At 56.6% G+C, this 22,296-nt stretch carries 23 protein-coding genes and 1 tRNA gene; 7 read left to right on the top strand and 17 right to left on the bottom strand.

Translation table 11 applies throughout. The annotated features are described in order from the left end of the window. Window positions 1-2: 2 nt before the first annotated feature. Genes ACT2B1_RS09625 through wecB form a run of 8 tightly spaced genes read right to left on the bottom strand, consistent with a single transcriptional unit; the run spans window position 3 to window position 8,767 of the window. A complete protein-coding gene (locus ACT2B1_RS09625; RefSeq protein WP_171240754.1) occupies window positions 3-1,595 on the bottom strand; it encodes a DUF2723 domain-containing protein in 1,593 nt (530 codons plus the stop codon). Further along, a complete protein-coding gene (locus ACT2B1_RS09620; RefSeq protein ID WP_481667645.1) occupies window positions 1,592-2,605 on the bottom strand; it encodes a polysaccharide deacetylase family protein in 1,014 nt (337 codons plus the stop codon). Before ACT2B1_RS09620 ends, ACT2B1_RS09625 begins: the two co-directional genes overlap by 4 nt. Further along, entirely contained in the window at window positions 2,602-3,948 is a 1,347-nt protein-coding gene (locus tag ACT2B1_RS09615; RefSeq protein WP_481667644.1) for an FAD-dependent oxidoreductase, read from the bottom strand. Before ACT2B1_RS09615 ends, ACT2B1_RS09620 begins: the two co-directional genes overlap by 4 nt. Next, window positions 3,945-4,565, bottom strand: coding sequence for an acyltransferase (locus ACT2B1_RS09610; RefSeq protein WP_481667643.1), 621 nt, complete (start codon window positions 4,563-4,565; stop codon window positions 3,945-3,947). Before ACT2B1_RS09610 ends, ACT2B1_RS09615 begins: the two co-directional genes overlap by 4 nt. Next, window positions 4,562-5,587 carry a Gfo/Idh/MocA family protein gene (locus ACT2B1_RS09605; protein WP_481667642.1) on the bottom strand — a complete coding sequence of 342 codons (1,026 nt, stop codon included), beginning with the start codon at window positions 5,585-5,587 and terminating at the stop codon, window positions 4,562-4,564. Before ACT2B1_RS09605 ends, ACT2B1_RS09610 begins: the two co-directional genes overlap by 4 nt. Before the next feature lie 5 nt (window positions 5,588-5,592). Further along, window positions 5,593-6,819 (bottom strand): DegT/DnrJ/EryC1/StrS family aminotransferase, encoded by a 1,227-nt coding sequence (locus tag ACT2B1_RS09600; RefSeq protein WP_481667641.1) that lies wholly within the window; start codon window positions 6,817-6,819, stop codon window positions 5,593-5,595. After that, window positions 6,819-7,664 (bottom strand): glycosyltransferase family 2 protein, encoded by an 846-nt coding sequence (locus ACT2B1_RS09595; protein ID WP_171240749.1) that lies wholly within the window; start codon window positions 7,662-7,664, stop codon window positions 6,819-6,821. Before ACT2B1_RS09595 ends, ACT2B1_RS09600 begins: the two co-directional genes overlap by 1 nt. After that, window positions 7,661-8,767 carry a non-hydrolyzing UDP-N-acetylglucosamine 2-epimerase gene (gene wecB / locus ACT2B1_RS09590; protein WP_481667640.1) on the bottom strand — a complete coding sequence of 369 codons (1,107 nt, stop codon included), beginning with the start codon at window positions 8,765-8,767 and terminating at the stop codon, window positions 7,661-7,663. The genes ACT2B1_RS09595 and wecB overlap by 4 nt, the downstream gene beginning before the upstream one ends. Before the next feature lie 789 nt (window positions 8,768-9,556). Here wecB and ACT2B1_RS09585 point away from each other — a divergent pair. Continuing rightward, complete coding sequence (locus ACT2B1_RS09585) at window positions 9,557-10,330, top strand: class I SAM-dependent methyltransferase (RefSeq protein ID WP_171240747.1); 774 nt, start codon at window positions 9,557-9,559, stop codon at window positions 10,328-10,330. Between the two features lie 136 nt (window positions 10,331-10,466). Here the strand turns inward: ACT2B1_RS09585 and ACT2B1_RS09580 are convergent. After that, window positions 10,467-10,552: transfer RNA gene (locus ACT2B1_RS09580), tRNA-Leu, on the bottom strand. 145 nt (window positions 10,553-10,697) lie between these two features. Here ACT2B1_RS09580 and ACT2B1_RS09575 point away from each other — a divergent pair. Together ACT2B1_RS09575 and ACT2B1_RS09570 are read left to right on the top strand one after the other, a co-directional pair. Then, complete coding sequence (locus ACT2B1_RS09575) at window positions 10,698-11,276, top strand: YqaA family protein (protein WP_171121522.1); 579 nt, start codon at window positions 10,698-10,700, stop codon at window positions 11,274-11,276. Next, entirely contained in the window at window positions 11,273-11,740 is a 468-nt protein-coding gene (locus tag ACT2B1_RS09570) for a disulfide bond formation protein B (protein WP_171240746.1), read from the top strand. Before ACT2B1_RS09575 ends, ACT2B1_RS09570 begins: the two co-directional genes overlap by 4 nt. Here the strand turns inward: ACT2B1_RS09570 and ACT2B1_RS09565 are convergent. Further along, entirely contained in the window at window positions 11,737-12,324 is a 588-nt protein-coding gene (locus tag ACT2B1_RS09565) for an HNH endonuclease (protein ID WP_171121524.1), read from the bottom strand. The two genes, ACT2B1_RS09570 and ACT2B1_RS09565, sit on opposite strands and share 4 nt — an antisense overlap. A gap of 213 nt (window positions 12,325-12,537) precedes the next feature. On the opposite strand from ACT2B1_RS09565, the gene ACT2B1_RS09560 reads away from it, so the two are divergent. Together ACT2B1_RS09560 and ACT2B1_RS09555 are read left to right on the top strand one after the other, a co-directional pair. After that, window positions 12,538-13,143, top strand: a complete 606-nt coding sequence (locus ACT2B1_RS09560; protein ID WP_481667639.1) for a pseudouridine synthase — start codon at window positions 12,538-12,540, stop codon at window positions 13,141-13,143. A gap of 31 nt (window positions 13,144-13,174) precedes the next feature. Beyond that, complete coding sequence (locus tag ACT2B1_RS09555; RefSeq protein WP_171121526.1) at window positions 13,175-13,600, top strand: VOC family protein; 426 nt, start codon at window positions 13,175-13,177, stop codon at window positions 13,598-13,600. A gap of 2 nt (window positions 13,601-13,602) precedes the next feature. Here the strand turns inward: ACT2B1_RS09555 and ACT2B1_RS09550 are convergent, their stop codons facing one another. From ACT2B1_RS09550 to ACT2B1_RS09535, 4 genes are read right to left on the bottom strand one after another with little or no spacing between them, the layout of a single operon-like run. After that, on the bottom strand, window positions 13,603-13,905 hold the full coding sequence (locus ACT2B1_RS09550) for a putative quinol monooxygenase (protein ID WP_171121527.1): 303 nt from the start codon (window positions 13,903-13,905) through the stop codon (window positions 13,603-13,605). Between the two features lie 2 nt (window positions 13,906-13,907). Further along, on the bottom strand, window positions 13,908-14,402 hold the full coding sequence (locus tag ACT2B1_RS09545; RefSeq protein ID WP_481667638.1) for an N-acetyltransferase family protein: 495 nt from the start codon (window positions 14,400-14,402) through the stop codon (window positions 13,908-13,910). 4 nt (window positions 14,403-14,406) lie between these two features. Continuing rightward, on the bottom strand, window positions 14,407-15,072 hold the full coding sequence (locus ACT2B1_RS09540) for an alpha/beta hydrolase (RefSeq protein WP_171121529.1): 666 nt from the start codon (window positions 15,070-15,072) through the stop codon (window positions 14,407-14,409). Then, complete coding sequence (locus ACT2B1_RS09535; RefSeq protein ID WP_171121530.1) at window positions 15,069-15,701, bottom strand: DNA-3-methyladenine glycosylase family protein; 633 nt, start codon at window positions 15,699-15,701, stop codon at window positions 15,069-15,071. Before ACT2B1_RS09535 ends, ACT2B1_RS09540 begins: the two co-directional genes overlap by 4 nt. Window positions 15,702-15,800: 99 nt before the next feature. Between ACT2B1_RS09535 and ACT2B1_RS09530 the strand changes: the two genes are divergently transcribed. After that, window positions 15,801-17,027, top strand: coding sequence for an MFS transporter (locus ACT2B1_RS09530; protein ID WP_171121531.1), 1,227 nt, complete (start codon window positions 15,801-15,803; stop codon window positions 17,025-17,027). 3 nt (window positions 17,028-17,030) lie between these two features. On the opposite strand, the gene ACT2B1_RS09525 is transcribed toward ACT2B1_RS09530, so the two are convergent. The 3 genes from ACT2B1_RS09525 to cysS are packed head-to-tail and all read right to left on the bottom strand — an operon-like array spanning window position 17,031 to window position 20,841. After that, window positions 17,031-17,813 (bottom strand): squalene/phytoene synthase family protein, encoded by a 783-nt coding sequence (locus ACT2B1_RS09525; RefSeq protein ID WP_171240742.1) that lies wholly within the window; start codon window positions 17,811-17,813, stop codon window positions 17,031-17,033. After that, entirely contained in the window at window positions 17,810-19,444 is a 1,635-nt protein-coding gene (gene cimA / locus ACT2B1_RS09520) for a citramalate synthase (RefSeq protein ID WP_171240741.1), read from the bottom strand. Before cimA ends, ACT2B1_RS09525 begins: the two co-directional genes overlap by 4 nt. Continuing rightward, window positions 19,444-20,841: a cysteine--tRNA ligase gene (gene cysS, locus ACT2B1_RS09515; RefSeq protein ID WP_481667637.1), complete on the bottom strand. Its 1,398-nt coding sequence runs from the start codon at window positions 20,839-20,841 to the stop codon at window positions 19,444-19,446. The genes cimA and cysS overlap by 1 nt, the downstream gene beginning before the upstream one ends. Window positions 20,842-21,106: 265 nt before the next feature. On the opposite strand from cysS, the gene ACT2B1_RS09510 reads away from it, so the two are divergent. Then, window positions 21,107-22,294 (top strand): pyridoxal phosphate-dependent aminotransferase, encoded by a 1,188-nt coding sequence (locus ACT2B1_RS09510; protein WP_481667636.1) that lies wholly within the window; start codon window positions 21,107-21,109, stop codon window positions 22,292-22,294. Window positions 22,295-22,296: the final 2 nt, after the last annotated feature.

Genomic DNA, 22,296 nt, shown 5'->3' with positions numbered 1-22,296 from the left:
TTTTACTCTTTCCTCAAAAGCAAACCGTATCCAAGGTCACCGAACTCAATCTTCTCGCCATTGGCAATCGCTTGCTTAGGCATTTTTGAGTAAACTTCCGTCAGATTACTGGCTTGCTTCAGAGCCAAGGCAGAGGGTGCAATGACGTCTGGGTAGATCATGACCTGATGACCACTATCCATGGTACCCTCCAGCCGACTAAGTATGACGTCGGTCTGTGTGTCCTTGGCAAAAATCGTATCGGCGGCGCCTACATAATTTAGATATTTAAACAACGGCCAGTCGGCCCCAATGATAACCAAGTCCTTCTCGCCAAGGCGGGTAATGGCGGGTTCGGCCAGTATGCGATTGTAGTCCCGCGTTGCATTGGCAAACACTCCAACGCCTGCAAACCAGTTATGAACTCCAAAGACCGCGACAATTAAAACAAGTACCGACACATGCCCAGAGCGTTGCAGAGGTCCGGAAATACGACTTCCCAACAATAAAAATACAGGCACAAGCGTTGGCAACCACGCTTCGAAACCTTCGGGGTGCAATCCCAGCACCATAAGCGCCTGCACGGTCAAAAGCGAAATCGCACTTAGTTCAGGGCTGGTCAGCGGGCGTCTTTCACGCGCCTTAAGAACGCGAACGACTGCAAGCAGCAACAAAACCAATGCTGCCGGAATCGTAAGAAGGAATAGGCGGTAACCCCAATAGGCCGGGTCAGTGGCGACCAACTCGTGCATGAAATGGTCCGCAAACTTGCTTTCGATGACATCCCGTGTTGGTGGGAACGCAAACATCCAATTCGCCGACAACAGGTTTTGAAAGAACGCCACCGCCGAAGCGGAAAGGCTGACCATGTCGGGCAGCACAACAACTTTGCCGTCCGTATCTAAAATTGTGTGCAACGGATCGCTGGATCCCCCGGTGCGTGCCAAGCTTAGGAACCCCGCCGCCAAGAACAGACCGTAGATTGCACAGTATTGAATAAGGTCTTTCATGACCCGCCGGGACAGGAAGAATACCGGGATTGCTATGCCTGCGACGATGCCCAACGGCTGATAGAAAAACGAAGCAACTGCACCCGCTATCGCAGTGATCCAGATCCGTTTTGACCGCGCAGAGGGCACCATCCCCGCCGAAGAGAAGGCCAAGGTAAGCAGAACTATCGTGAACAACATCGCTGAGGGATAAACCTCAAGCTCGGTTGCGTATCGCCATGTGCCGTAACTGACCCCGAATGTAGCGGCAGTAAGCCAAGACGCAGGTGAAGGCACAGCGAATTGTCGCGATAACAACCGTTCAAGCAAGATGACTGAAAGCGAAGCAAATATCGCGTTGGCGATACTCAGGATCAAAAACGGATCGGGCTCGGCCTGAAAAATTGAAACTATCCGGTAAAGCAACTGCATCGAAGACAGCCACAACAACAGCCGGACTGGCGCCTCGAAAAGGTCATGTTGCGAGATAATCTCGGCGAAATAATACGAGTCGATTGCTGTCGTATGATACTCAGGCGCAGTCACCAGATAGGAAACAGTGAGAATGCAGAACACGCTGACTCTCAGCAGCGCCTGAAAGGATTGGGTTTGCCGTGCCGCAATCATCGGGTGGCGCTCGTTTCTTGGGCCAAATCGACGGCATCCGTGTCTTCGACGGCGAAATCCGGTCTTCGCAAAGGCAGCTCGGTGCTATTCAGAGTCTTCGCGTGCCCAGCCATCGTCGTGACGTCATACTCTGCGTTCAGTTTGGACAAGAAGCGCTTCATGCGGGCAAGCTTTTCAGTAGAGGGTTGGTTCATACCGGGGAAAAAAGCCAACTGCTGCACGTCATCCCCCCCCATGAAGTCCAGCGGATGCAGTAACATCGAAGGGGCTACACCGGCCACATCACAAGCTCGTAAAGCGGATGCGTAATAGGCCGAAGCCAGCCCCTCGGACGCGCCTGCGATCCAGTGCAAATAACTGTAATGGAACGGTATTCGAGTAAACGGCATAGTCGAAACTGGGATTTCGACTATCCGCTCTCGGTTCAGGTCCCATGCATAGGGTTTTAAGGGTCGAAAGCCATCCTTTATCCCGCCGAACAGGACTTTTCGCCTTTCCTTTTGATCTGATGACAAGCGCGACTTGGCAAAATAATAAGCCCGCGCCAGAGGGCCGACGATCGTGGGAAAGGTCGAGCAGTCATAGTCATACCCACGTTGTTTCAGTACGTCCAAAACGGTTTCTGACAAACTGTAACCCGGACCCCGGAACCCCTTGGGCGTAACGCCTGTAGCAGAGTGGATCGCCTCTTCCGCGCGTTCGATTTCCTTACCGATCTCCTCGGGGGAATAAAGGTGCAACCAAGGTTCATGGTTGAATGAGTGATTGGCGATCTCGTGACCGGCATCGGCGATGGATTTTAGGATCGGTTTGTTTTCCTTGATCACCGCATCCTGCCCGACAATGAAAACCGTCATGCTTATGGAAAGCTCGTCAAGCATGTCCAGAAACCGCGGCACGACAACGTCCAAATATCCGGGAAAATCCTGCCATCCCGGATCGCCATGCGTTTTCATGTAGGACCACAGGTTATCAAGATCGAGCGACAGGCTTGCGAGCTTCTTTGTCATGCTGCTGGCCTCGCCTCGGCTTTGGTGCGACCCAGTTCGAGTTTCGCCATGGCCTCGTCCAAAACGCCCAGTGTCGCATCGACGTTCAACGTCCCGTCAATGATCTGGGCCGAGTTCACAAAGTAAAGGCCAGGCACCGAAGTCACCGATTGCGGAGCGTTCTCACGATACCCAATGGTTGGCACGGCCATCACCTCGCGTACTCTTGATACTTTTATGTCCAGAACATCGGTGCTTGCGACGTCCGGATGCACCTTTCGCAGCGCGTCGATAAATTGCAGCGCGATCCCTTCATCGCTTAGGGCCCAATACGGATCATCCTGCGTGACGTAACGTGGTAAATAGACCAGGGTTTTGCCGTCAAACGCATCGGTGCCCGTCAAAGCAGACATTTCAACGATGCCCGTGAAAGGCAGCGCCTCGTCTGTCAGGTAGGTCAGATAATAACCGGCCAGCGGTCGATCCAGTACAACAGACGCGCAGATTATGCCCTGGTAAACCACCCCATCCAGACGGTTTTTCTCGTCGGCATCCAGCCCCTCGCACACTGCCAGATTTGCTTTTGTCGGAAGTGTCGAGACAACATTTTGGAATACCTGCCTGCCGGATGGGGTTTCGACGCAAACACCTGCGGCGGAACCAAAAACCCGGCTTACGGGGGTGTTGGTTTGCACCTCGATCCCTCTTGCGGTCAACGTATCGCGAAGGGCGTTCAGGATACGGGCATAGCCACCATTCTTTACAAAACCAAGCTGTTCAACTTTTTGAACACCCTGCCGCGCAAGGTACAAACGGCGTATGCTTGACCAAATGAACGCCGCCGATGCCCGCGATGCATTATCACCCAACTTTGCCCTGAGTAGCGGCCGCCAGAGCCGTTCAAACCCAGCCTGTCCACACCAGCGGGTTAACCACTCCTGAACGCTGATCTGCTCAAGCGGAGCCCCATCCCTGATCCGTCCAGCCGCCATCAACAGATAGGCAACCCGCATCTTGGTCACCAAACCAATTGATCTGAGGCGCAGATAGTCGAGTGCCCCGTTCAGCGGCATCAGCCGTCCGTCGCTGAAAAAACCTGTTCGCGTTGACCTCCATTCAACGTCGTCCCCCAACCCTATGTCGTCGAGCAGAGCGAGAGTTCGTTTATCAAACGGCAAAATCACGTGATAGAACTTGTCGTAGGTGATACCTCCGACCTGCTGCGCCATTGCAAGACCGCCCAACTCTGGCGCGGCTTCAATTAGGGTCACGCGCTTACCGGCTTTCTGCAACCGAAGCGCCAGTGCCTGACCCAAAATCCCCCCGCCAAGGACCGCCCACGTATCCGCCTGCCCAACAGTCATGACACGCTTTCCAACTCGGACGAAACGACCCCGTCTTGATAACTGTATTGCCGGTCGCACTTTGGGCAGGTCACCCTTCCCTGCCCTTCAAGGCTTCCACGGACCAAAACGTGGCCGCATTTGCAGACAGCCCCCTTCAGCCGGGCCGGGTTACCAAATACCAGATGGAACGCGCCCACGTCTTTGGTGACAACCGATCCCATTCCTACCATTGCGAACTCAGCAATTGTTATCCCGCCAGAGATTCTGCTGCCCGCTCCGATGGTGACACCGTCCCCAACAAAGGTCGGGAGCGTACTATCCTGCGGACCGGAATCCAAAAGCTGTGTGATGTCGGGGTCAGTGGCACGCGGTGTGATGTCATTGGTAAAAATAGTGCCCGCAGAAATCATCACGCCATTCCCGACCCTGACGGCATTCGGAATGTAGACAAACGAGTTTATCTTTACGAAATCGCCGACTTCGACCCCGTACGCGATATAGCTTTTGCCACCAATAATGCAGTTGCTGCCGATCTTACTGGGACCGCGCAGATGAACGTTGTCCCATACCGATGTGCCGGCGCCGATTTCTACGCCCTTCTCGACGATCGCCGTTGGGTGAATCCTGGGCGTCACGACACCACACTCTTGGGCATGACCCTGCCGATGGTGGCAACGCCGTCAACATCAACCCATCTGCCGCCTTCTGCAATCGATGTGTAACCGGCGGATATCACGTCCACTGACGCCAGAATATCCCGCCCTGTCGCAAGGCTTTTGGTTGGTTCTCCGCGAACTCCGGCTGCAAAATCCAAGACCTGATTGGAGAATGCCTGCACCTTTCCATAACCGGCGCCAAAGGTTTCCCACTGTCCGGTCAAAGGACGCCGTATGCGCGAGGACTTCCAACCGACTTCAATGACGCCTTCGTCGCCGTACAACGCCAAGTAGTCCGAACTGTCCTTGTGGATACTCCAAGACGTTTCGATCTGCGCCAGAGCCCCGTTTGCCGTCCTGAGCGACATGAAGACGTGGTCTTCAACGCTGATATCCTGAAGACTTGGGCCCACCATGGCAGAGGCGGCGACAATACCGCCCGTGAAGAAGCGCACTATATCCACGCAATGCGTGCCATTATCCACCAAGACGCCACCGCCAGATATATCAGGCTGCGCGTTCCACCGGTCGGTCATGTCCACCACGCCCGTAAAGACGTTCTCGATCAGTTTGAGTTCGCCAATCTCTCCCGCAGCCACCTTTTCCCGCGCGATCTGAACGTCATCCACATAGCGGAACTTTGACGCCATCGAGATCAGAATGCCTTTCTCACCAGCCGCCGACGCCATTCTGCGCGCACTTACACCGTTAATCGCAAAAGGTTTTTCGCAGAGCACGGGTAAACCCGCCTCAATCAGATCCAAAACCACAGCTTCATGGGTCGCGGGCGGTGTGGATACGATCACCGCGTCACACAGCCCTGACAACGCCAATTCCCGATGCGACGCAAACGTCGCAGCGCCGTGGCCATCGGCCAACGAACTTGCGGCATCAAATACCGTATCTGCAACGGCAGCCAGGCAGACGCCTTCGGCCTGCTGCAGTGCTTCGGCATACGCTTTTGCAATGGCGCCAGCCCCAACAATACCAAATCGTACCATCAGCTTTACTCCGCCACGTCCAGATGCGGCACGTCAGAACACACAGCGGCAATCTGTTGTGCCAAGTAATCGACGTGCTCGTCGGTGTAACGCTCGTTCCACGGCAGAACGAGAACATCGTTCAGGAAAGAATAGGTTCCCTCAAATCGCTCGGGCGCATAGTCAACAGCTTCGGGCCGGGCAAGGTTAAAGGGAAAGCCGCTGTCTCCGAACGTCTGTTGATCACGGATCACAGCGCACTCAAACGCAGGCTTCTGGATGTATCGTGGCGCCGAGTTGATGCCAAATCCGCGTAACGCCTCGGCAACACGAACGGGGCCGCCAATTTCGGTCTGAACGATCAGCGGATATTTCCAATAGCTGTGAACAGTTTGGTCATCCGAATACGGAGCCACCAGCATAGGCAGGCCAGATATCGCGTCCGTCAGCTTTTGGGCCATCGCTTTTCTCTGGTGTACGCTGTCATCAAGCTTGGCGAACTGAGCAAGCGCCACCGCGCCTTGAAGTTCGGTCATCCGCCCGTTCAGCGCGACAAAGTAATGATCCGGCTTTGGATCTCCGTAACCCCACGCCTTGTCGATAAACAACCGTATGCGCCGAGCAAGACCTTCGTCGTTGGACGTTACAATTCCACCTTCGCCGGTCGTGATGTGTTTACCTTGCTGAAGGCTAAAGCACCCGATGTCGCCAAATGTCCCGACATGACGACCGTCTATGGTTGCGCCATACGCTTGCGCACAGTCTTCAATCACTGAAATTCCATGCTGACGGGCAACAGCGCAAATCGCCCGCATGTCTGCGGGATACCCAAAAAGGTGCGTGACGATGATGGCTTTCGTGCGGTCACTAATCGCGCGCTCAATCGTTTCCGCCGTCAGGTTTCCCGTGATCGGATCGACATCCGCAAAAACAGGTATGGCGGTCTGGTACAAGATCGGGGTTATGGCACCCATATCGGTGATCGCCGAGGTGATGATCTCGTCGCCGGGACTTGGGTCAATTGCTGAAACCGCGGCATGGATCGCCCCTGTACCCGAACTGCAGGCATACCCGAACACAGCCCCGATGGATTGGGCGAATTTGGACTGAAACTCTTTTACGAAATGACCTTTGGTCGACGTAAGCGTACCAGAGCGAATTGCGGACGTCAGGGCCACGATTTCTTCTTCACCCAACTGGCGACCGCTAGCATCCTGATCTGAAGGGAAATCGGGAACAGATGTACTCGTCATTAATCTCTTTCTCCACGAACTTGAGGGCCCGCAGAAACTTCCTGCGGGGGGATACGGTTAAAAAAAATCTTTCCGACTGCGATACTGGACATCAAGGACAGGTGATCGCGAACCACCCGCATCAGCTTCAGCTTGGACTGCCCGTATTTGCGTGTTGTCAAAACGGCCGGAACCTCGTCAATGCGCCACCCACGGCGGTCCAGCAAAGCAAGAACCTCGGCCACACCGGAAAACCCGTCATGCCGGCGGGGTAAAGATACAACCGAGCTTTTCCGATACAGGCGAAAGCACGACGTGTACGTAGCCAGATTGTTCCGAAGCAACTGCCGATAACCCCAAGACGCGCCCTTGGACAAAAACAGACGCCATTCTGGTACACCTTCCACTTGTCCCTGCGGATGGTACGGCGATGCCGTCACGATCGACGTGTCTTCTTTCAGCAAGGGCAGCATCTTGGAAATAAGCGCCGGATCGTAAGAACAATCGCTGTCGATGACGGCGACCGCCTCGTCTGTCGATGCCGCTATCCCGGTTGCCGTCGCCGCCATGATACCAAGATTTTCCTTATGACGCAGGCAGGTAACGTTCGGCGAACGCCCGAACAGGTCGTGCATGACATCCCACGTGTTGTCAGTGCTTCCGTCATCGACCAGAACGATCGACAGAACCACCTGCGAACCAAGGTTCGTCTGCAATTTGGCAAGCTTCTCTGCCAAATAATGCAGCCCCTCTTCCTCGTTGAAACACGGTGCGACCACGGTCAAGGACTGGTGATCAAGGAAGGTATCCGCCCCACTTTGTGCGCGCGGATTGGCCGCCGGAGTGGGATCGGACAAACGCGTCATTGCACCGTCCCCGCAGCAGCCAATTCAACGGCACGCGCCACCGTCTGCCTTTTTTGCAGGATGTCCAATATCCTGGCTGCGCTGTTTCCCCGGCCAAATGGGTTTTCAACCTCTCCGACCTTTGTGGCCCAACTTTTGGGGCAATCAAGCTCCATAAGTTCTTCCTGCAAGCGTTGCGCCGATTGACCGACAAGCCGCGCGATCCCACAGCTCACGGCTTCCGAACGTTCGGTTTCTTCACGCAAAATCAGCAGCGGCTTCCCGAGGCTTGGTGCCTCTTCCTGAATGCCTCCTGAATCTGACAGAATAACCCACGAGGCCGCCAGCACGTGCAGGAAATCCGGATAGGCCAAAGGCTCAACCAAGTGAATCTGATCGGACCCGGATAACTCGGCGCGCGCTACATTCTTGACCTGCGGATTGGGGTGGACCGGGAACACGAGGCTGATATCCGGCCGTTCTTCGACATAGCGGCGCAAGACCTTAAGGCGATCGCACATAACGGACCCAAAGCTCTCTCTTCTATGCGTCGTCAACACAATAATTCGACGCCCCTTAAGGCTGGATATCAACGACGCAACAGGCTTGGAGGGACGCCTTTGCCCCATTACATGCCTGATCGAGTCCACCACCGTATTGCCAGTCAGGAAAACCCCCTGCGCCGGTACCTTCTCGGCCAGCAACGCGTTTTTATTGCTTAGGGTTGGTGCGAAATGAAAACTGGCTATGCGGGAAATCAGCCTCCTGTTCGCCTCTTCGGGGAACGGAGAATCGATACTCGCAGTCCGCAGTCCAGCCTCGACATGACCAACAGGTATCTGGCGCTGCCACGCAGCCAAAGCACTGCCAAACGCGCTTGAGGTATCGCCCTGAACAAGAACCACATCTGGCCTCTCTTCCTCCAGAACGCGATCAATCCGTCCAACAACCCGAGAAATCACGTCATTCAATGACTGCGCGTGCTTCATGACTTCAAGGTCGTAATCAACGGGGATTGCCCATTCTTTAGCCAGAGACCGCACAAGGTCAGTGTGCTGGGACGTCATCACTGTAATCAGCTCAACATCTTCACGCTCACCCGCTTCGCGAATAATCGGCAGCATCTTGATTAATTCCGGGCGCGTTCCAAAAACCAACATGACTTTCAACGCCGCACGACGTGATTGTCTGCCCGAACGCCGACCCAAAGGTGCCTTTCCAAACACCTTTTGTTCAGACCTATTTTCCGAATGAGGGTTCCCCATAACGCTTAAACAGCGCCGAAAACTGCGCCCATTCGAGCGCACAAATAACCAAATTCACACAAACCAAACACCCCACTATTCATCATTACCTCGGGCGTAAAACTCCGCCCAAGTCACAATACTTTTCGTACTGCTCTGCTATGAATAGTCGCGAGATTTTTACTCGCAAAAATTGCCTGCCCCCACATTCAAAGTCCGTTATGGGATGCAGAATTGTCAATCGATTCGTTTAAAACGGCCTGAATTCGCCCCCGAGCATCCAGTCTTTTTAACAATTTAGGGCAAAGCGAAAGGGAAACTGAACGACAAAAAAGTGTCCACGAAAGAGAAACAATTATGGCTATTTTGGAAATATTGACGCCCAATTTATCCCGTCAACCGTCACAAAGATCTGACTTTCAATCAGCCGTCAACGCGCCCGAACTAAGTGCGACTTGATGTCAATTTAATTGTCGATCATTCAATCCATACGCCTTTAATTTTGACGATCGCGCACAGATTTGCGACATGTTGAAGACCGATTTGAACAATTGCGGCGGGATTTGCCGAGTGAAACATGCATGTGAATTAAAAACAGGCGAAAGCTCAATTTGCCCGGCCTGTGAAAATAGAACCGAATTTGCATTCGCCAAAAACGGACACTCGATTATGCAATGCCCGGCCTGCGGAAACCGCTCGGTTGCAGGCTTGTTTGATCAGGACCACGTTGCATCAGTTTATGACGATAGCTATTTTTTTGGTGGTGGCGCTGGGTATTCCGATTACCTGAGTGAGGCTCAGTTGTTGCGAGACCAAGGCCGACGGTACGGAGAACTCCTGTCCCGCCATTCAAAAAATGGGCGGCTTCTTGAGGTTGGTAGTGCCGCAGGCTTTCTTCAAGCCGGGATGGAGGATGCAGGCTGGGCGACGACAGGCCTGGACCCCAACCAGACGATGGTTTCGCACGCTCGGGACACGCTGGGTCTGAACGCGCTGCAGGGAAGCCTTGAAGACTGCAAAGGACTGGAACCTTTCGATGCCGTCAGTTTGATACAGGTTATCGGCCACTTTCACGACCTGCCCAAGGCCATGAAATCGGTCGCGGATTTGACGCGGCCAGGCGGTATTTGCGTGATCGAATACTGGCGTCTGGACAGTTGGATGGCCCGGCTGATGGGCAAGCGCTGGCACGAGTATTCACCCCCAAGCGTCCTGCATTGGTTTACGCGATCCGGGCTTGATACGTTGATGCGGCGCCATTCTTTTTCGGTGATTGATAGCGGCAAACCAAAGAAATACATATCCGCTGGACACGCCGCGTCGTTGCTGGAACATCTTCTGGGCAGCAAGATGCCTGTTAAGCCCCTACGAATGCTGCATCCTGACGCGAAAATCCGCTATCCGTCATTTGATCTTGAATGGAGGCTGTATCGCCGCGGGTAACGTGCACGAAACCACCAAGTAGACAGCCGACTGGACGGACGGACCAAACGCATCGGCGGAAATCGCTTGCCTCGAAGCGCCAAAAATATGGCTGCCGCATTGCGCAACAAATTCACAAACGTCGAAATCGGAATTGTGGTGCCCAAGGAGAGACTCGAACTCTCACGCCCGTGAAGGCGGGGGATTTTGAATCCCCTGCGTCTACCATTCCGCCACTTGGGCCACGGACACTGAATTATCGCCCAAGAACCGGAACGTCCAGAGGCAAAAAACACCCCAACGCCAGATTGTTTTCCTCCGGTAGGTTGACGACACATCTGGCCCGTGATTTTGCTTGAACATCAAACCAACAGGATTTTAGCACCTAATGTTGCGATCGCTTTATGACTGGACCATTCGTCTGGCCGAACATCCGCACGCGCTGTGGGCGCTGGCCGTGGTTGCCTTTATCGAAAGCTCGTTTTTTCCGATTCCCCCCGACGTACTGATGATTCCAATGATCATCGCCCGACCGTCGCGCGCATGGTTGATCGCGACCGTTGCCTTGGTTGCTTCGGTATTGGGCGGATTGCTGGGTTATGCCATTGGTGCGTTTTTCTATGAAAGCATTGGACAGCCCATTCTGGAATCCATGGGCAAGGCGCACGCCATGGAGGAATTCAACACGCGATTCAACGATTTCGGATTCTGGGCCGTTCTCGGCGCGGGAGTGACTCCGTTTCCCTACAAGGTCATTACGATCATGTCCGGGTGGACCGGTATGCCATTGGGCACCTTCGTCGCGACGTCTATTCTGGCGCGTGCTTTGCGCTTTTACGTTGTGGCAGGGCTGCTATGGGGATTCGGGGAACCCATTCGCGCCTTTATCGAAAAGCGCCTTGGCCTCATGTTCACGCTGTTTATCATCCTGCTGTTTGGCGGGTTTATTGCGGTGAAGTACCTATGACGCGTCGAAACCTTTATGTCCTGATCGCCGCCGGAGGCTCTGCTGCGCTTTTACTTGGGGCCTGGGGTTTTCAGTATTTGGGTGGACTGCCGCCCTGCAAGATGTGCATCTGGCAGCGATACCCGCATGGGGCGGCCGTTTTGATTGGTGTATTGGCGCTAGTCCTGCCCCGTAACACGTTGCTTCCGGTATTGGGCGCTCTTGCAGCGATGACAACCGCCGCCATTGGCGTTTTTCACGCAGGCGTAGAGCAGAAATGGTGGGAAGGCCCGTCAAGCTGCACTTCAGGAGACATTGGAGGCCTGTCCACACAAGAACTGATGGACCAGATCATGTCTGCCCCATTGGTACGCTGTGACGACATCCCGTGGGAGTTTCTGGGTTTATCCATGGCCGGCTGGAATGCGGCTATCTCGGCTGTGCTGGTTATGATCTGGCTCGCAGTGCGACGCGCCAGCGATTAAAACTCATCCAATTCTGCATCCCAGTACAGAAAATCAATCCAGCTATCGTGCAGGTGGTTTGGCGGGAATTTCCGACCGATATTCCGAAGCGCCTCGGCGTCCGGTTGACGTGGGGGCTTGCGCAACGCCATCCCGGCCTGACGCAACGATTTTGACCCCTTCTTCAAGTTGCAGGGGCTGCACGCTGCCACAACGTTTTGCCAGCTTGTCACGCCACCTGCCGCGCGGGGGACGACGTGGTCAAACGTCAGGTCTCCGCGTGCGCCGCAGTATTGGCAACGGAACTCATCCCTCAGAAATAAATTAAAGCGCGTGAAGGCCACGCGCTTTCTGGGTTTTACATAATCTTTGAGGACAACGACCGAGGGTATTCGTATCTCGGTACTCGGGCTTCGCACGACTTCGTCATATTCTGCGACGATGTCCACCCGGTCAAGCCAGGCCGCCTTGATCGCCTCCTGCCAGGGCCACAATGACAGTGGGTAATAGGACAAGGGGCGGTAATCGGCGTTCAAAACCAATGCCGGATGATGCTTTAGCGCACCGGGTTCCCTGACAAATTCGGTTCTGAAGTCTCCATCCATATCAGAATCGCTCCTCGCTCTGCTCTGCCCGTTTTGACATCAGAGCGGGGAACACCCGCCCCGGCCTTAACTCAACTATATATCGTGTTAAAACTCTGACAAGCCCTGAGTTTCCACAATATCTCGGGCATGGGGTAAGCTGCCTAAGTAACAGGCACGTGACAGTTATCCACAGGTTGCGTTGCCTGTGTCGCTCGGGCTATGGCGTGACCTATGTCCTGGTTCATCCGCTTCAACAAACCTTTCGACGTGTTGCCGCAGTTCACCGATCGCGCCAATGCAGATTCGCCGCGCAGCACCTTGTCTGACTTCATTGATTTACCCGGCGTTTATCCCGCCGGACGATTGGATCGCGATAGCGAAGGGTTGATGCTGCTGACCGACAATGGCCGGTTGCAGGCGCAGATATCTGACCCGCAGCACAAGATGCTAAAAACCTATTGGGTTCAGGTTGAAGGTCTGCCCGATGCTTCCGCGCTGAAGGCGCTGAGGAACGGGGTCGAACTGAAGGACGGTTTGACCCGCCCTGCAAAGGCACGCCTGATGGATGAACCCGACCGGCTGTGGCCGCGCACACCTCCGATACGGGTTCGTCAGACAGTGCCTGATTGCTGGATCGAATTGACCCTGCGCGAGGGTAAGAACCGGCAGGTCCGCCGGATGACGGCCGCGGTTAGCCACCCAACCCTGCGCCTAATCCGGGCCCGCATCGGAGACTGGACACTTGACGGGCTGGAACCGGGCCAATGGGACAGCCTGCCTGCACCTGCAATCGATGTCGCGCCTCAGCGCAAACGGGACCGCCGCCCGCGCCGGTGACAAAAACCGCGTTTTGTGATAGACTTACGCCATGAAAGTCACACCAGACATACCAAGAGCACAAGGTGTTCTGGAGGCCGCACTTTACGTCGATGATCTGGATTCAGCAGAACGGTTCTATGGCGAAATATTGGGGCTGGAGAAAATTCAACGTGTCACCGACCGCCATGTTTTCTACCGCCTCGGTGCAACGGTTTTGCTGATCTTCAATGCGGATGAAACTGAAAAGGCCCCAACGAACCTGGACCTTCCTGTTCCGCCCCACGGGGCACGCGGGCCCGGGCATGTCTGCCTGTCCATGCCACGCGCGCAGATACAAGTGATGCGCAAACATCTGCTGGACTGGAATGTACCCATTGAGGCCGAGTTCGACTGGCCGAATGGCGCGCGCTCACTCTATATCCGTGACCCGGCTGGAAACTCGGTGGAATTCGCCGAACCTCACCTTTGGGGCTAGACTTAGCGAAGGGGTTGCTTTTCGCCCCCGACGATGCGGCAGATATCGCTAGACGTCACCCCTGCTTCGCCCAATGCCGCCCGAAACGCGGCCATATGCGGAGCGGCAAAGTGCGCCTCGAGTGCAGCTTGGCTTTCCCATTCCTCATACACGCGGAACCGGTTGGTGTGGCCTAGGACCTGACTGAACTCATAGGTGATGCAGCCTGCTTCCTTGACCGTTTCCGCCACCATTTCCAAAGCCGCTTTCTCAGCCTTTTCAACACCTTCCGGCGCAACTTCAACCGTTCCTGTGACAACCAGCATTCTTAGCCCCTTCTCAATTCAAACCGTTTGGAAATCCGATCCACCGGGGTACCGTCCCTAAGAGGAACACCATAAGAGACCGAGTAATCCTGAAACCCCATTTTTTCGTAATAGCTTAGCCCCTGCCGGTTATCGGCCCTTATCGTCGCGTTGATCGCCCGCAGCCCAAGCGCCCCGGCATGTTTCGAAGTCTCGGCAAACAACGCCCGCCCTGCACCCTTCAACAGAGGCTCTCGGCGCGTGAATGTGGCGATGTCAGCGCATCCGTTGGGCAGAGCTTGGTTCAAACCCAACCATTGAAAGCCGGCGACTTCGCCCTGTTCATCAAGCGCGACATGGCAACAGATCTTGTCCGGCCCATCAAAGTAGCTTTGCGTGAATAAGGCCTCGGAATACGGGATTTCATGTGCGGTCGTGCCGCCGATGTCTATGATTTGGTTGAGGACATGGCAGGCAACTGCCACGTCCTCTCGCATCATCGGACGGACCGCGATCACGGGGTCAGAGGCTCAGCTTGTCGCGCATAAAGGCCAGCGCAACGCTGAGGCCGTCGGGCGCGATACCGTGGCCAGTGCCTTTCATGACATGGGCAAAAACCTCTTTGAAATCGGCGGCCTGCAACGCCTCGGCCGCCTCGGGCAAGGATTGCGGTGGAACCACGTCATCCGCATCTCCATGTACCAGAAGGATCGGCATCCGGCTGACGGTTTCATCGGGTAGTAGGTCTGGCTCCAGCAAACGGCCCGAGAAGGCTACGATCCCGGCCACCGGGTCTTCGCGGCGGGGGGCGACATACAAGCTCATCATCGTGCCTTGCGAAAACCCAAACAGAACCACCTGTTCGGGCAGAACGTCCTCGTCCACCATCAGCGCATCGAGAAACGCGTTGAAATCCTCAACCGCCATCGCCATTCCGCGCCGTGCTTCTTCCTCGGACGATCCGTCAATCCACGGGATCGGGAACCACTGGTAACCATTCGGCATTCCCGGGATTTGTTCCGGTGCATCAGGCGCCACGAAAAGCGTGTCGGGCAGGTGTTCGCCCAGTACATCCGCGATCCCCAGCAGGTCTGCGCCATTGGCCCCATAACCATGCACAAATACCACGACCGAGCGCGTGTCGCCCGAAACCGGCTCTTTTCGGAGCGCATTTAATACTCGAGTCATCTGATCCCTTCTCGTTCCTTTGCCACCCGGTAATAGGCCCACAGCACCCGCGCCGCAACCGACCGCCAAGGCGACCACGCCTCGGCCATTTGTCTCAGTTCTTTGTCGGTTGGACGCTTGGGCAGGTCATAGAGAATACGCGCGGCCTCTTGCAGGGCCAGATCACCGGGCGCGATCACATCCGCTCGGCCCAGCGAAAACATCGCGTAGATCTCGGCGGTCCAGACGCCAATGCCCGAAACCTCGGTAAGGATCGCGACAACTTCGTCGTTTGGGGCATCCCTCAACGCTTTGTAATCTATACGTGCCTCCGCCAGCGCGCGGGCATAGCGTATTTTCTGTCGGCTCAATCCGACGGCGCGCAGATCGTCATCCGTGGCCCACATTATCTTGCGCGGGCCGGTTAGTTTCGCATCCTGCAAGCGTTTCCAGATCGCATTGGCCGAGGCCACGCTGACCTGCTGACTGACAATCGCGCTAAGCAGTTGAGCGAATCCGTCCGGTCGCCGACGTAGAGGCAACGGCCCCACCTGATTCAACGCGTAAGCCATACGCGGGCAAGCGCTGGCCAGCCACACGGCACCCTCGCTGACACAGTCATTGGTTTCGATGATACGTCCGACGGACATGTGCGCTCCGGGGGCTGAATAATCACGAGCACGTTAGGCTGCTTTGCCGTATATGCAACCCGCTTGTATGCCACGCTTTTCACGGATACGCATAGGCACATGACAATGACCGCCTCTTCCCCAAATGATAGTGTGGCCAAGCGCAACGTCGCTGTGCTGGTCGCGGTGCAAGCCGTGCTTGGCGCGCAACTGCCGATTATCTTTATCGTCGCTGGATTGGCGGGGCAGTCTCTGGCAACCAACGCTTGCCTGGCAACACTTCCGATTTCGTTGATCGTGCTGGGGTCAATGCTGGCGGCTACGCCGATCTCCGCGATCATGCAACGCTGGGGCCGGCGCGCGGGTTTTCTTTTGGGGGCAACGGCCGGTGCCCTAGGCGGGCTTGTCGGCGCGTATGGGCTGTACCTTGGGTCTTTCCCAGTGTTTCTTTTTGGAAGCCTTCTGACCGGCATCTACATGAGCGCGCACGGCTTCTATCGCTTTGCCGCTGCAGACACGGCCTCGGATGAGTTTCGCCCCAAGGCAATTTCTTACGTTATGGCAGGCGGTCTGGTTGCAGCAATCATCGGGCCTCAGATCGTCAAGCTTACCTCGACGGCATATGTCATCCCTTTTCTCGGTACTTATCTGGCTGTGATTGCTTTGAACGTTGTTGGTTCAGGTCTGTTCTTCTTTCTGGACACCCCAACCCCCAACATGGCCGAGAAAGGCACACCAAGGGGCAGAACCCGGCTTGAGATGCTAAAGACGCCGCGCATCGCCGTGGCCGTCATCTGTGCGATGGTGTCCTACGCGCTGATGAACCTTGTCATGACTTCGACCCCGCTGGCTGTCGTAGGCTGCGGATACTCGGCGAATGATGCGGCGGATGTGGTAACCGGTCACGTGTTGGCCATGTATATTCCCAGTTTCTTCACCGGCCAGTTGATCGCACGTTTCGGGGTCGAAAAGATCGTTGCGCTTGGCCTCGCCATTCTGGGCGGTGCGGGTATCGTGGCCTTGCAAGGCGTTGAACTTGAAAACTTCTTTATTGCCCTGATCTTGCTGGGTGTCGGCTGGAATTTCGGCTTTATCGGGGCAACCACGATGCTGGCCGCCTCACACGACGTAAATGAACGCGGTCGGATGCAGGGCCTGAACGACCTGTTGGTGTTCGGCGGTGTGACGTTAGCCTCTTTGTCCTCGGGCGGGTTGATGAACTGTTCGGGCGGGTCCCCGGTTGAGGGGTGGACTGCCGTCAACCTTGCCATGATCCCGCTGTTGACTTTGGCTGGGGGCGCGTTGCTGTGGCTGGTCCTGCGCCCGACTGAACCGGAAACGGCTTGACCGTTACCAGCGCCCCCGGGCGACGTTCCACATCAGTGACAGCCTACGCCGGATTTCACCTTGCGCCAGCGCACTAGCGGCGACGCGATCTGGTTGCGCAATCGCCTGCCGCAACACCCATTCTGCCTGCCAACCGGCGTACAGGGCCGGACGCGCTTCGTTTGAGACAGCAGATCGCTGAGCGCGGGCGGCGTGAAGTCGATCCAGTGCCGATTTTGCCAATTGCTGCACCCCGTCCGGTGTTCCATCCAACAGGGGAACACGCCCGCGCGCCTCAAGCTCGGGGATCGCCCGCAACCAGTTCGCGACACCCACTGCATAACCGAAATTGCGCAGAACCTGTTCGTCCGCCTCGCCCAACGCCTGCGCGGACGCGACAATCAAAGTTCCGGCGCTATGGTTGAAATAGGACTCAAAATGCGCCTGATCCTCAAACGGATCACGGTAGATATCCCAACGCCTTACGGCCACATACTCATCCAACTGAGCCGCCAAATGCGGCGACAGAATACGGGACAAAGGCGTCACGACCTCATGCCTGCGTACCGCCTGCCCCTCGGCAATCTCCTGCAAAGCGTCACGCCACCATTGAAGGCGCATTTCGGCAATCATGGGTTCCTGCGTGACCCATGGTGCGCGGGCGACTTCGACATTCAACGCATAGATCGGAAACAGAACCGCCCGTGCTGTGACGGGGGCAGCCATTGCCGCCATAAACCGATCCGGGTCGGCGCGATGCACCAGTGCGGCACAGGCCTTTACGTCATCGTCGAAGGCAACGCTCACTCGGCCACCGCCGTCTGCGGTCCGCAATCGCGAACCAGTTTCCACTGAATCGCATCCAAAAGCGCCTCGAACGAGGCATCGACTATGTTCGCGCTGACGCCCACGGTCGACCAGCGCCGCCCCTGCCCGTCTTCGCTGTCGATGATGACGCGGGTGACAGCCTCGGTCCCGCCTTGCGTAATGCGCACCTTAAAGTCCACCAACCGCATATCCGCCAGCACCTGCGAATATTGCCCCAGATCCTTCGCCAGCGCTTTGGCCAGCGCGTTCACCGGGCCGCGATCGCTGCCATCCTCGTCCAAAGACTCGCTAACCGACAGCTTCTTTTCGCCGTCGACCTTCACCACGACCACGGCCTCGGACAGGCTGACCATCTTGTTGTACTTGTTCTTGCGCCGCTCGACCGTGACCTTGTATCGCTTGACCTCAAAGAACGCTGGCAATTGCCCCAGTTCGACCCGCGCCAGCAATTCGAAGCTCGCCTGAGCAGTGTCGTAGGAATAGCCCTCAGCCTCGCGCTGCTTGATCCGATCAAGGATACGCCCCAATGCCGGGTCGCCTTTATCCACCGACAAACCTGCCTCGGTCAGGCGTTTTCGCAGGTTCGATTGCCCCGCCTGATTGGACATCGGAATGATCCGCGCATTACCAACCGCACCCGGATCCACATGCTCATAGGTCGATGGATCCTTGAGGATCGCGCTGGCGTGCAGCCCCGCCTTATGCGCAAAAGCCGAAGCCCCCACATAGGCCGACTGCTTGCTGGGCACCCGGTTCAGAATATCATCCAGCATCCGGCTGATCCGCGTCAGACCGGCCAGCGCTTGCGCACTGACGCCGATTTCAAACTGCGAGGCATAGGGTTCTTTCAGCAACAAGGTCGGGATCAAGGCGGTCAGGTTCGCATTGCCGCACCGCTCTCCCAGCCCGTTCAGCGTGCCTTGTACCTGGCGTGCGCCTGCGTCCACGGCGGCCAGCGAACAGGCTACCGCGTTTTCCGTATCGTTGTGGGTGTGGATGCCCAACCGGTCGCCCGGCAGCCCTGCGGCGATCACCTCGGCCACAATGCGTGAAACCTCGGCAGGCAGCGCGCCGCCGTTCGTGTCACAAAGCACGACCCAACGGGCGCCTGCCTCCAACGCGGCCCGGCAGACATGAACCGCATAGCCGGGATTGTCCTTATAGCCATCAAAGAAATGCTCAGCATCGAACAACGCCTCGCGCCCCCGTGCCACAATATGCGCGACCGAGGCTCGGACATTCTCGACATTCTCCTCCAGCGTGGTCCCAAGCGCGTGGGTCACGTGGTAGTCATGCGACTTGCCCACCAGACAGACGGCTTGCGTGCCCGCATTCATCACAGCGGCCAGCACATCGTCATTCTCGGCCGACCGGCCCGATCGTTTGGTCATCCCAAACGCCGTCAACCGGGCCGAGGTCTGTGGCGCAACCTCAAAGAACGCGCTGTCGGTGGGGTTCGCACCGGGCCAGCCGCCTTCGATATAGTCCACACCCAACTCGTCCAGAGCCTTGGCGATCTGCACCTTTTCAGAGGTCGAGAACTGCACCCCCTGCGTCTGCTGCCCGTCGCGCAGTGTGGTGTCGTAGAGATAAAGCCGTTCCTTCGACATCACACACCCTCCAACTTGGTCGCATCGAAGCCCGCGCCGGGTACAAGATCCACACCGTCCTTGCTCATCCGCACTTCGAGCCCTGCCGCGACATAGGCCGCCTTGAGCCGGTCCACTTCCGAGAAGTCCTTGCTTTGCATCGCTTCGACTCGCGCATCGGCCAGACGCGCCGCATGGCCCGAAAGATCTGCCGAGCCCGTATCGGCCCAATCACCCATCTCAGGCTCCAACAACCCCAGAACCCGTGAACTGGCCAACAGTCCGGCGGCATCACCATCAGATGCCAAACGGTGCAGTTCCGTAAGAGCCCCCGCCGTGTTGAGGTCATCACTCAGCGCCGCGATCACCGAGGGGGCCGCGCTGGCGGCGGGCTCGATGCCAGCTGTCAGCGCCCGCCATTTGCGCAGCGTCGCTTCGGCCTCGCGCGCCTTCTTCTCGGTCCAGTCCATCGGCTTGCGGTAATGCGTCTGTAAGAACACAAACCGGATCACCTCACCCGGCACGCCCTGATCCAAAAGATCATGAACGGTGAAGAAATTGCCCAGAGATTTGGACATTTTCTTACCCTCAACCTGCAACATCTCATTGTGCAGCCAAACCCGAGCGAACTCGCCCTCGGGGTGCGCGCAGCAGCTTTGTGCGATCTCGTTCTCATGATGCGGGAACATCAAGTCATTGCCACCGCCATGAATGTCGAAACTTTCACCCAACAGTTCATAGCTCATAGCCGAGCACTCAATATGCCATCCCGGACGCCCGCGCCCCCATGGGCTGTCCCAACCCGGCAGTTCATCGCTTGACGGTTTCCACAGCACGAAATCCATCGGGTTCTTCTTGTAGGGCGCAACCTCGACCCGCGCCCCCGCGATCATGTCATCGACCGAGCGGCCCGACAGTGCGCCGTAACGCTCTTTCCAGCTATCCACAGCGAACAGAACATGCCCCTCGGCGACATAAGCGTGGCCTTTGTCAATCAACCCTTCGATCATCGCGATCATCTGCGGGATATACTCGGTCGCGCGCGGCATCTCGTTCGGTTCAAGCGCGCCCAAAGCGCCCATATCGTGCAGATACCAGCCAATCGTTTCGTCCGAACGTTCTTGTACCAATTGCTCCAACGTGCCTGGCGAACTTGCTTTTTGCCGCGCCAAGGCCGTGGCGTTGATCTTGTCATCCACGTCAGTGAAATTGCGCACATAGGTCACGTGATCCGCGCCATAGACATGGCGCAGCAACCGATACAGCACATCAAACACCACCACTGGCCGCGCATTGCCCAGATGGGCACGGTCATAGACCGTGGGACCACAGACATACATCCGCACATTGTCGGCGCTGATCGGCACGAAATCCTCTTTCGTCCGCGTCCGTGTGTTGTGCAGTTTGATCGTCTTCATCGGTCGGCTCCTCAGAACAGCATGGGCTGTGTCGCGTTGGCGCGGGCATAGCAACTTGTCTCAGGGATGAAAACGAAAGAAACCGGCCCGCTTGAATAATCAGCAGGAAATGCAGCAAATAATGATGCAGGTCATCCGGTTCATGACACCCTGATTATCACGCAGCATCACTCTCGCCAAGTCCCCACGATCCGGCGGGTATTCGATTGACAATTGAAACGCCCTCTGGCCCTTTCAGCCCAAAAGACCACCACAGGAGCGTGCCATGAAACTGTCGCAGCGTATCACTCATCTAACCCCGGGCGGCAACGACGGCTGGGATGTGTTCTATCGTGCGCGCCGGATGATCAGTGAGGGCCACGCAATTACTGAGCTGACTATTGGCGAACATGACATTCGCACCGACCCGTCGATCCTGCAGGCAATGGACCTGTCTGCCCGGCAAGGTCACACCGGATACGCGATGGTCCCTGGCACAGATTTGTTGCGTGATACGGTCGCGGCCCGTGTGCAGGCCCGCACGGGCGTACCCACTTCGCGCCGCAATGTCCTGATCACGCCAGGGGGCCAAGCCGCACTGTTTGCCGCCCATGTTGCGGTCTGCAATCCGGGTGACGTCGGGTTGTTTCTCGATCCATACTACGCCACGTATCCCGGTACGATCCGTGGCGCAGGCGCAATTGCCCGCCCGGTGCAAACCACCGCGGACGATGCCTTTCAACCCCGCGCCGAGCGGATCGACGAAGCAGCCGAAGGTGCTGTCTCATTGCTGATCAATACGCCCAATAACCCGACCGGCGTGACATATTCCCGGCAGACACTTGAGGAAATCGCCAAGGTTTGCCGCAGGCGTGACCTGTGGCTGATCTCGGACGAGGTCTACGACACTCAGGTTTGGGAGGGCGACCATATCTCTCCGCGAAGCTTGCCCGACATGGTCGAACGGACGTTGATTGTGGGGTCGATGTCAAAATCTCATGCGATGACAGGCTCCCGTTGTGGCTGGATTGTTGGTCCCGAGGACGTCATCTCACATCTGATCAATCTTGCAACCCATACGACCTATGGCGTTCCCGGTTTCATACAGGATGCAGCCAGTTTCGCGTTGACGGCAGGCGTGGCAATGGAAGAGGAAATCGCCGCGCCATTTCGCAGGCGACGCGCCAAAGCGGTTGAAATTCTTGCGGCACAAAACACGGTCGGTCTGGTTCCGGCGCAAGGTGCCATGTACCTGATGCTGGATATCCGCGCCACCGGTCAAAGCGGCGAAGGTTTTGCCAATGCCTTGCTGGATAGGCACGCGATCGCGGTCATGCCGGGTGAAAGTTTCGGTGATGCTGCTGCGGGGCACATTCGCGTAGCTATGACAATTGACGATGACCGCTTTGCTTCGGCGCTTCAGACAATTTGTAACTTTGCAAGTGAACTGGCCGACCGCCGCGCAGCCGAGTAGCG

The sequence above is a fragment of the Ruegeria sp. S263 genome, from assembly GCF_056780525.1.
This window is presented reverse-complemented; position numbering and strand designations above follow the sequence as displayed.

What these genes read in the sequence shown, in the direction of transcription:
- ACT2B1_RS09625 (WP_171240754.1), bottom strand. Translation starts at nt 1,595, where the DNA reads ATGATTGCGGCACGGCAAACCCAATCCTTTCAGGCGCTGCTGAGAGTC.
- ACT2B1_RS09620 (WP_481667645.1), bottom strand. Translation starts at nt 2,605, where the DNA reads ATGACAAAGAAGCTCGCAAGCCTGTCGCTCGATCTTGATAACCTGTGG.
- ACT2B1_RS09615 (WP_481667644.1), bottom strand. Translation starts at nt 3,948, where the DNA reads ATGACTGTTGGGCAGGCGGATACGTGGGCGGTCCTTGGCGGGGGGATT.
- ACT2B1_RS09605 (WP_481667642.1), bottom strand. Translation starts at nt 5,587, where the DNA reads ATGGTACGATTTGGTATTGTTGGGGCTGGCGCCATTGCAAAAGCGTAT.
- ACT2B1_RS09600 (WP_481667641.1), bottom strand. Translation starts at nt 6,819, where the DNA reads ATGACGAGTACATCTGTTCCCGATTTCCCTTCAGATCAGGATGCTAGC.
- ACT2B1_RS09595 (WP_171240749.1), bottom strand. Translation starts at nt 7,664, where the DNA reads ATGACGCGTTTGTCCGATCCCACTCCGGCGGCCAATCCGCGCGCACAA.
- wecB (WP_481667640.1), bottom strand. Translation starts at nt 8,767, where the DNA reads ATGCTGCCGATTATTCGCGAAGCGGGTGAGCGTGAAGATGTTGAGCTG.
- ACT2B1_RS09585 (WP_171240747.1), top strand. Translation starts at nt 9,557, where the DNA reads ATGCAATGCCCGGCCTGCGGAAACCGCTCGGTTGCAGGCTTGTTTGAT.
- ACT2B1_RS09575 (WP_171121522.1), top strand. Translation starts at nt 10,698, where the DNA reads ATGTTGCGATCGCTTTATGACTGGACCATTCGTCTGGCCGAACATCCG.
- ACT2B1_RS09570 (WP_171240746.1), top strand. Translation starts at nt 11,273, where the DNA reads ATGACGCGTCGAAACCTTTATGTCCTGATCGCCGCCGGAGGCTCTGCT.
- ACT2B1_RS09565 (WP_171121524.1), bottom strand. Translation starts at nt 12,324, where the DNA reads ATGGATGGAGACTTCAGAACCGAATTTGTCAGGGAACCCGGTGCGCTA.
- ACT2B1_RS09560 (WP_481667639.1), top strand. Translation starts at nt 12,538, where the DNA reads ATGTCCTGGTTCATCCGCTTCAACAAACCTTTCGACGTGTTGCCGCAG.
- ACT2B1_RS09555 (WP_171121526.1), top strand. Translation starts at nt 13,175, where the DNA reads ATGAAAGTCACACCAGACATACCAAGAGCACAAGGTGTTCTGGAGGCC.
- ACT2B1_RS09550 (WP_171121527.1), bottom strand. Translation starts at nt 13,905, where the DNA reads ATGCTGGTTGTCACAGGAACGGTTGAAGTTGCGCCGGAAGGTGTTGAA.
- ACT2B1_RS09540 (WP_171121529.1), bottom strand. Translation starts at nt 15,072, where the DNA reads ATGACTCGAGTATTAAATGCGCTCCGAAAAGAGCCGGTTTCGGGCGAC.
- ACT2B1_RS09535 (WP_171121530.1), bottom strand. Translation starts at nt 15,701, where the DNA reads ATGTCCGTCGGACGTATCATCGAAACCAATGACTGTGTCAGCGAGGGT.
- ACT2B1_RS09530 (WP_171121531.1), top strand. Translation starts at nt 15,801, where the DNA reads ATGACAATGACCGCCTCTTCCCCAAATGATAGTGTGGCCAAGCGCAAC.
- cimA (WP_171240741.1), bottom strand. Translation starts at nt 19,444, where the DNA reads ATGTCGAAGGAACGGCTTTATCTCTACGACACCACACTGCGCGACGGG.
- cysS (WP_481667637.1), bottom strand. Translation starts at nt 20,841, where the DNA reads ATGAAGACGATCAAACTGCACAACACACGGACGCGGACGAAAGAGGAT.
- ACT2B1_RS09510 (WP_481667636.1), top strand. Translation starts at nt 21,107, where the DNA reads ATGAAACTGTCGCAGCGTATCACTCATCTAACCCCGGGCGGCAACGAC.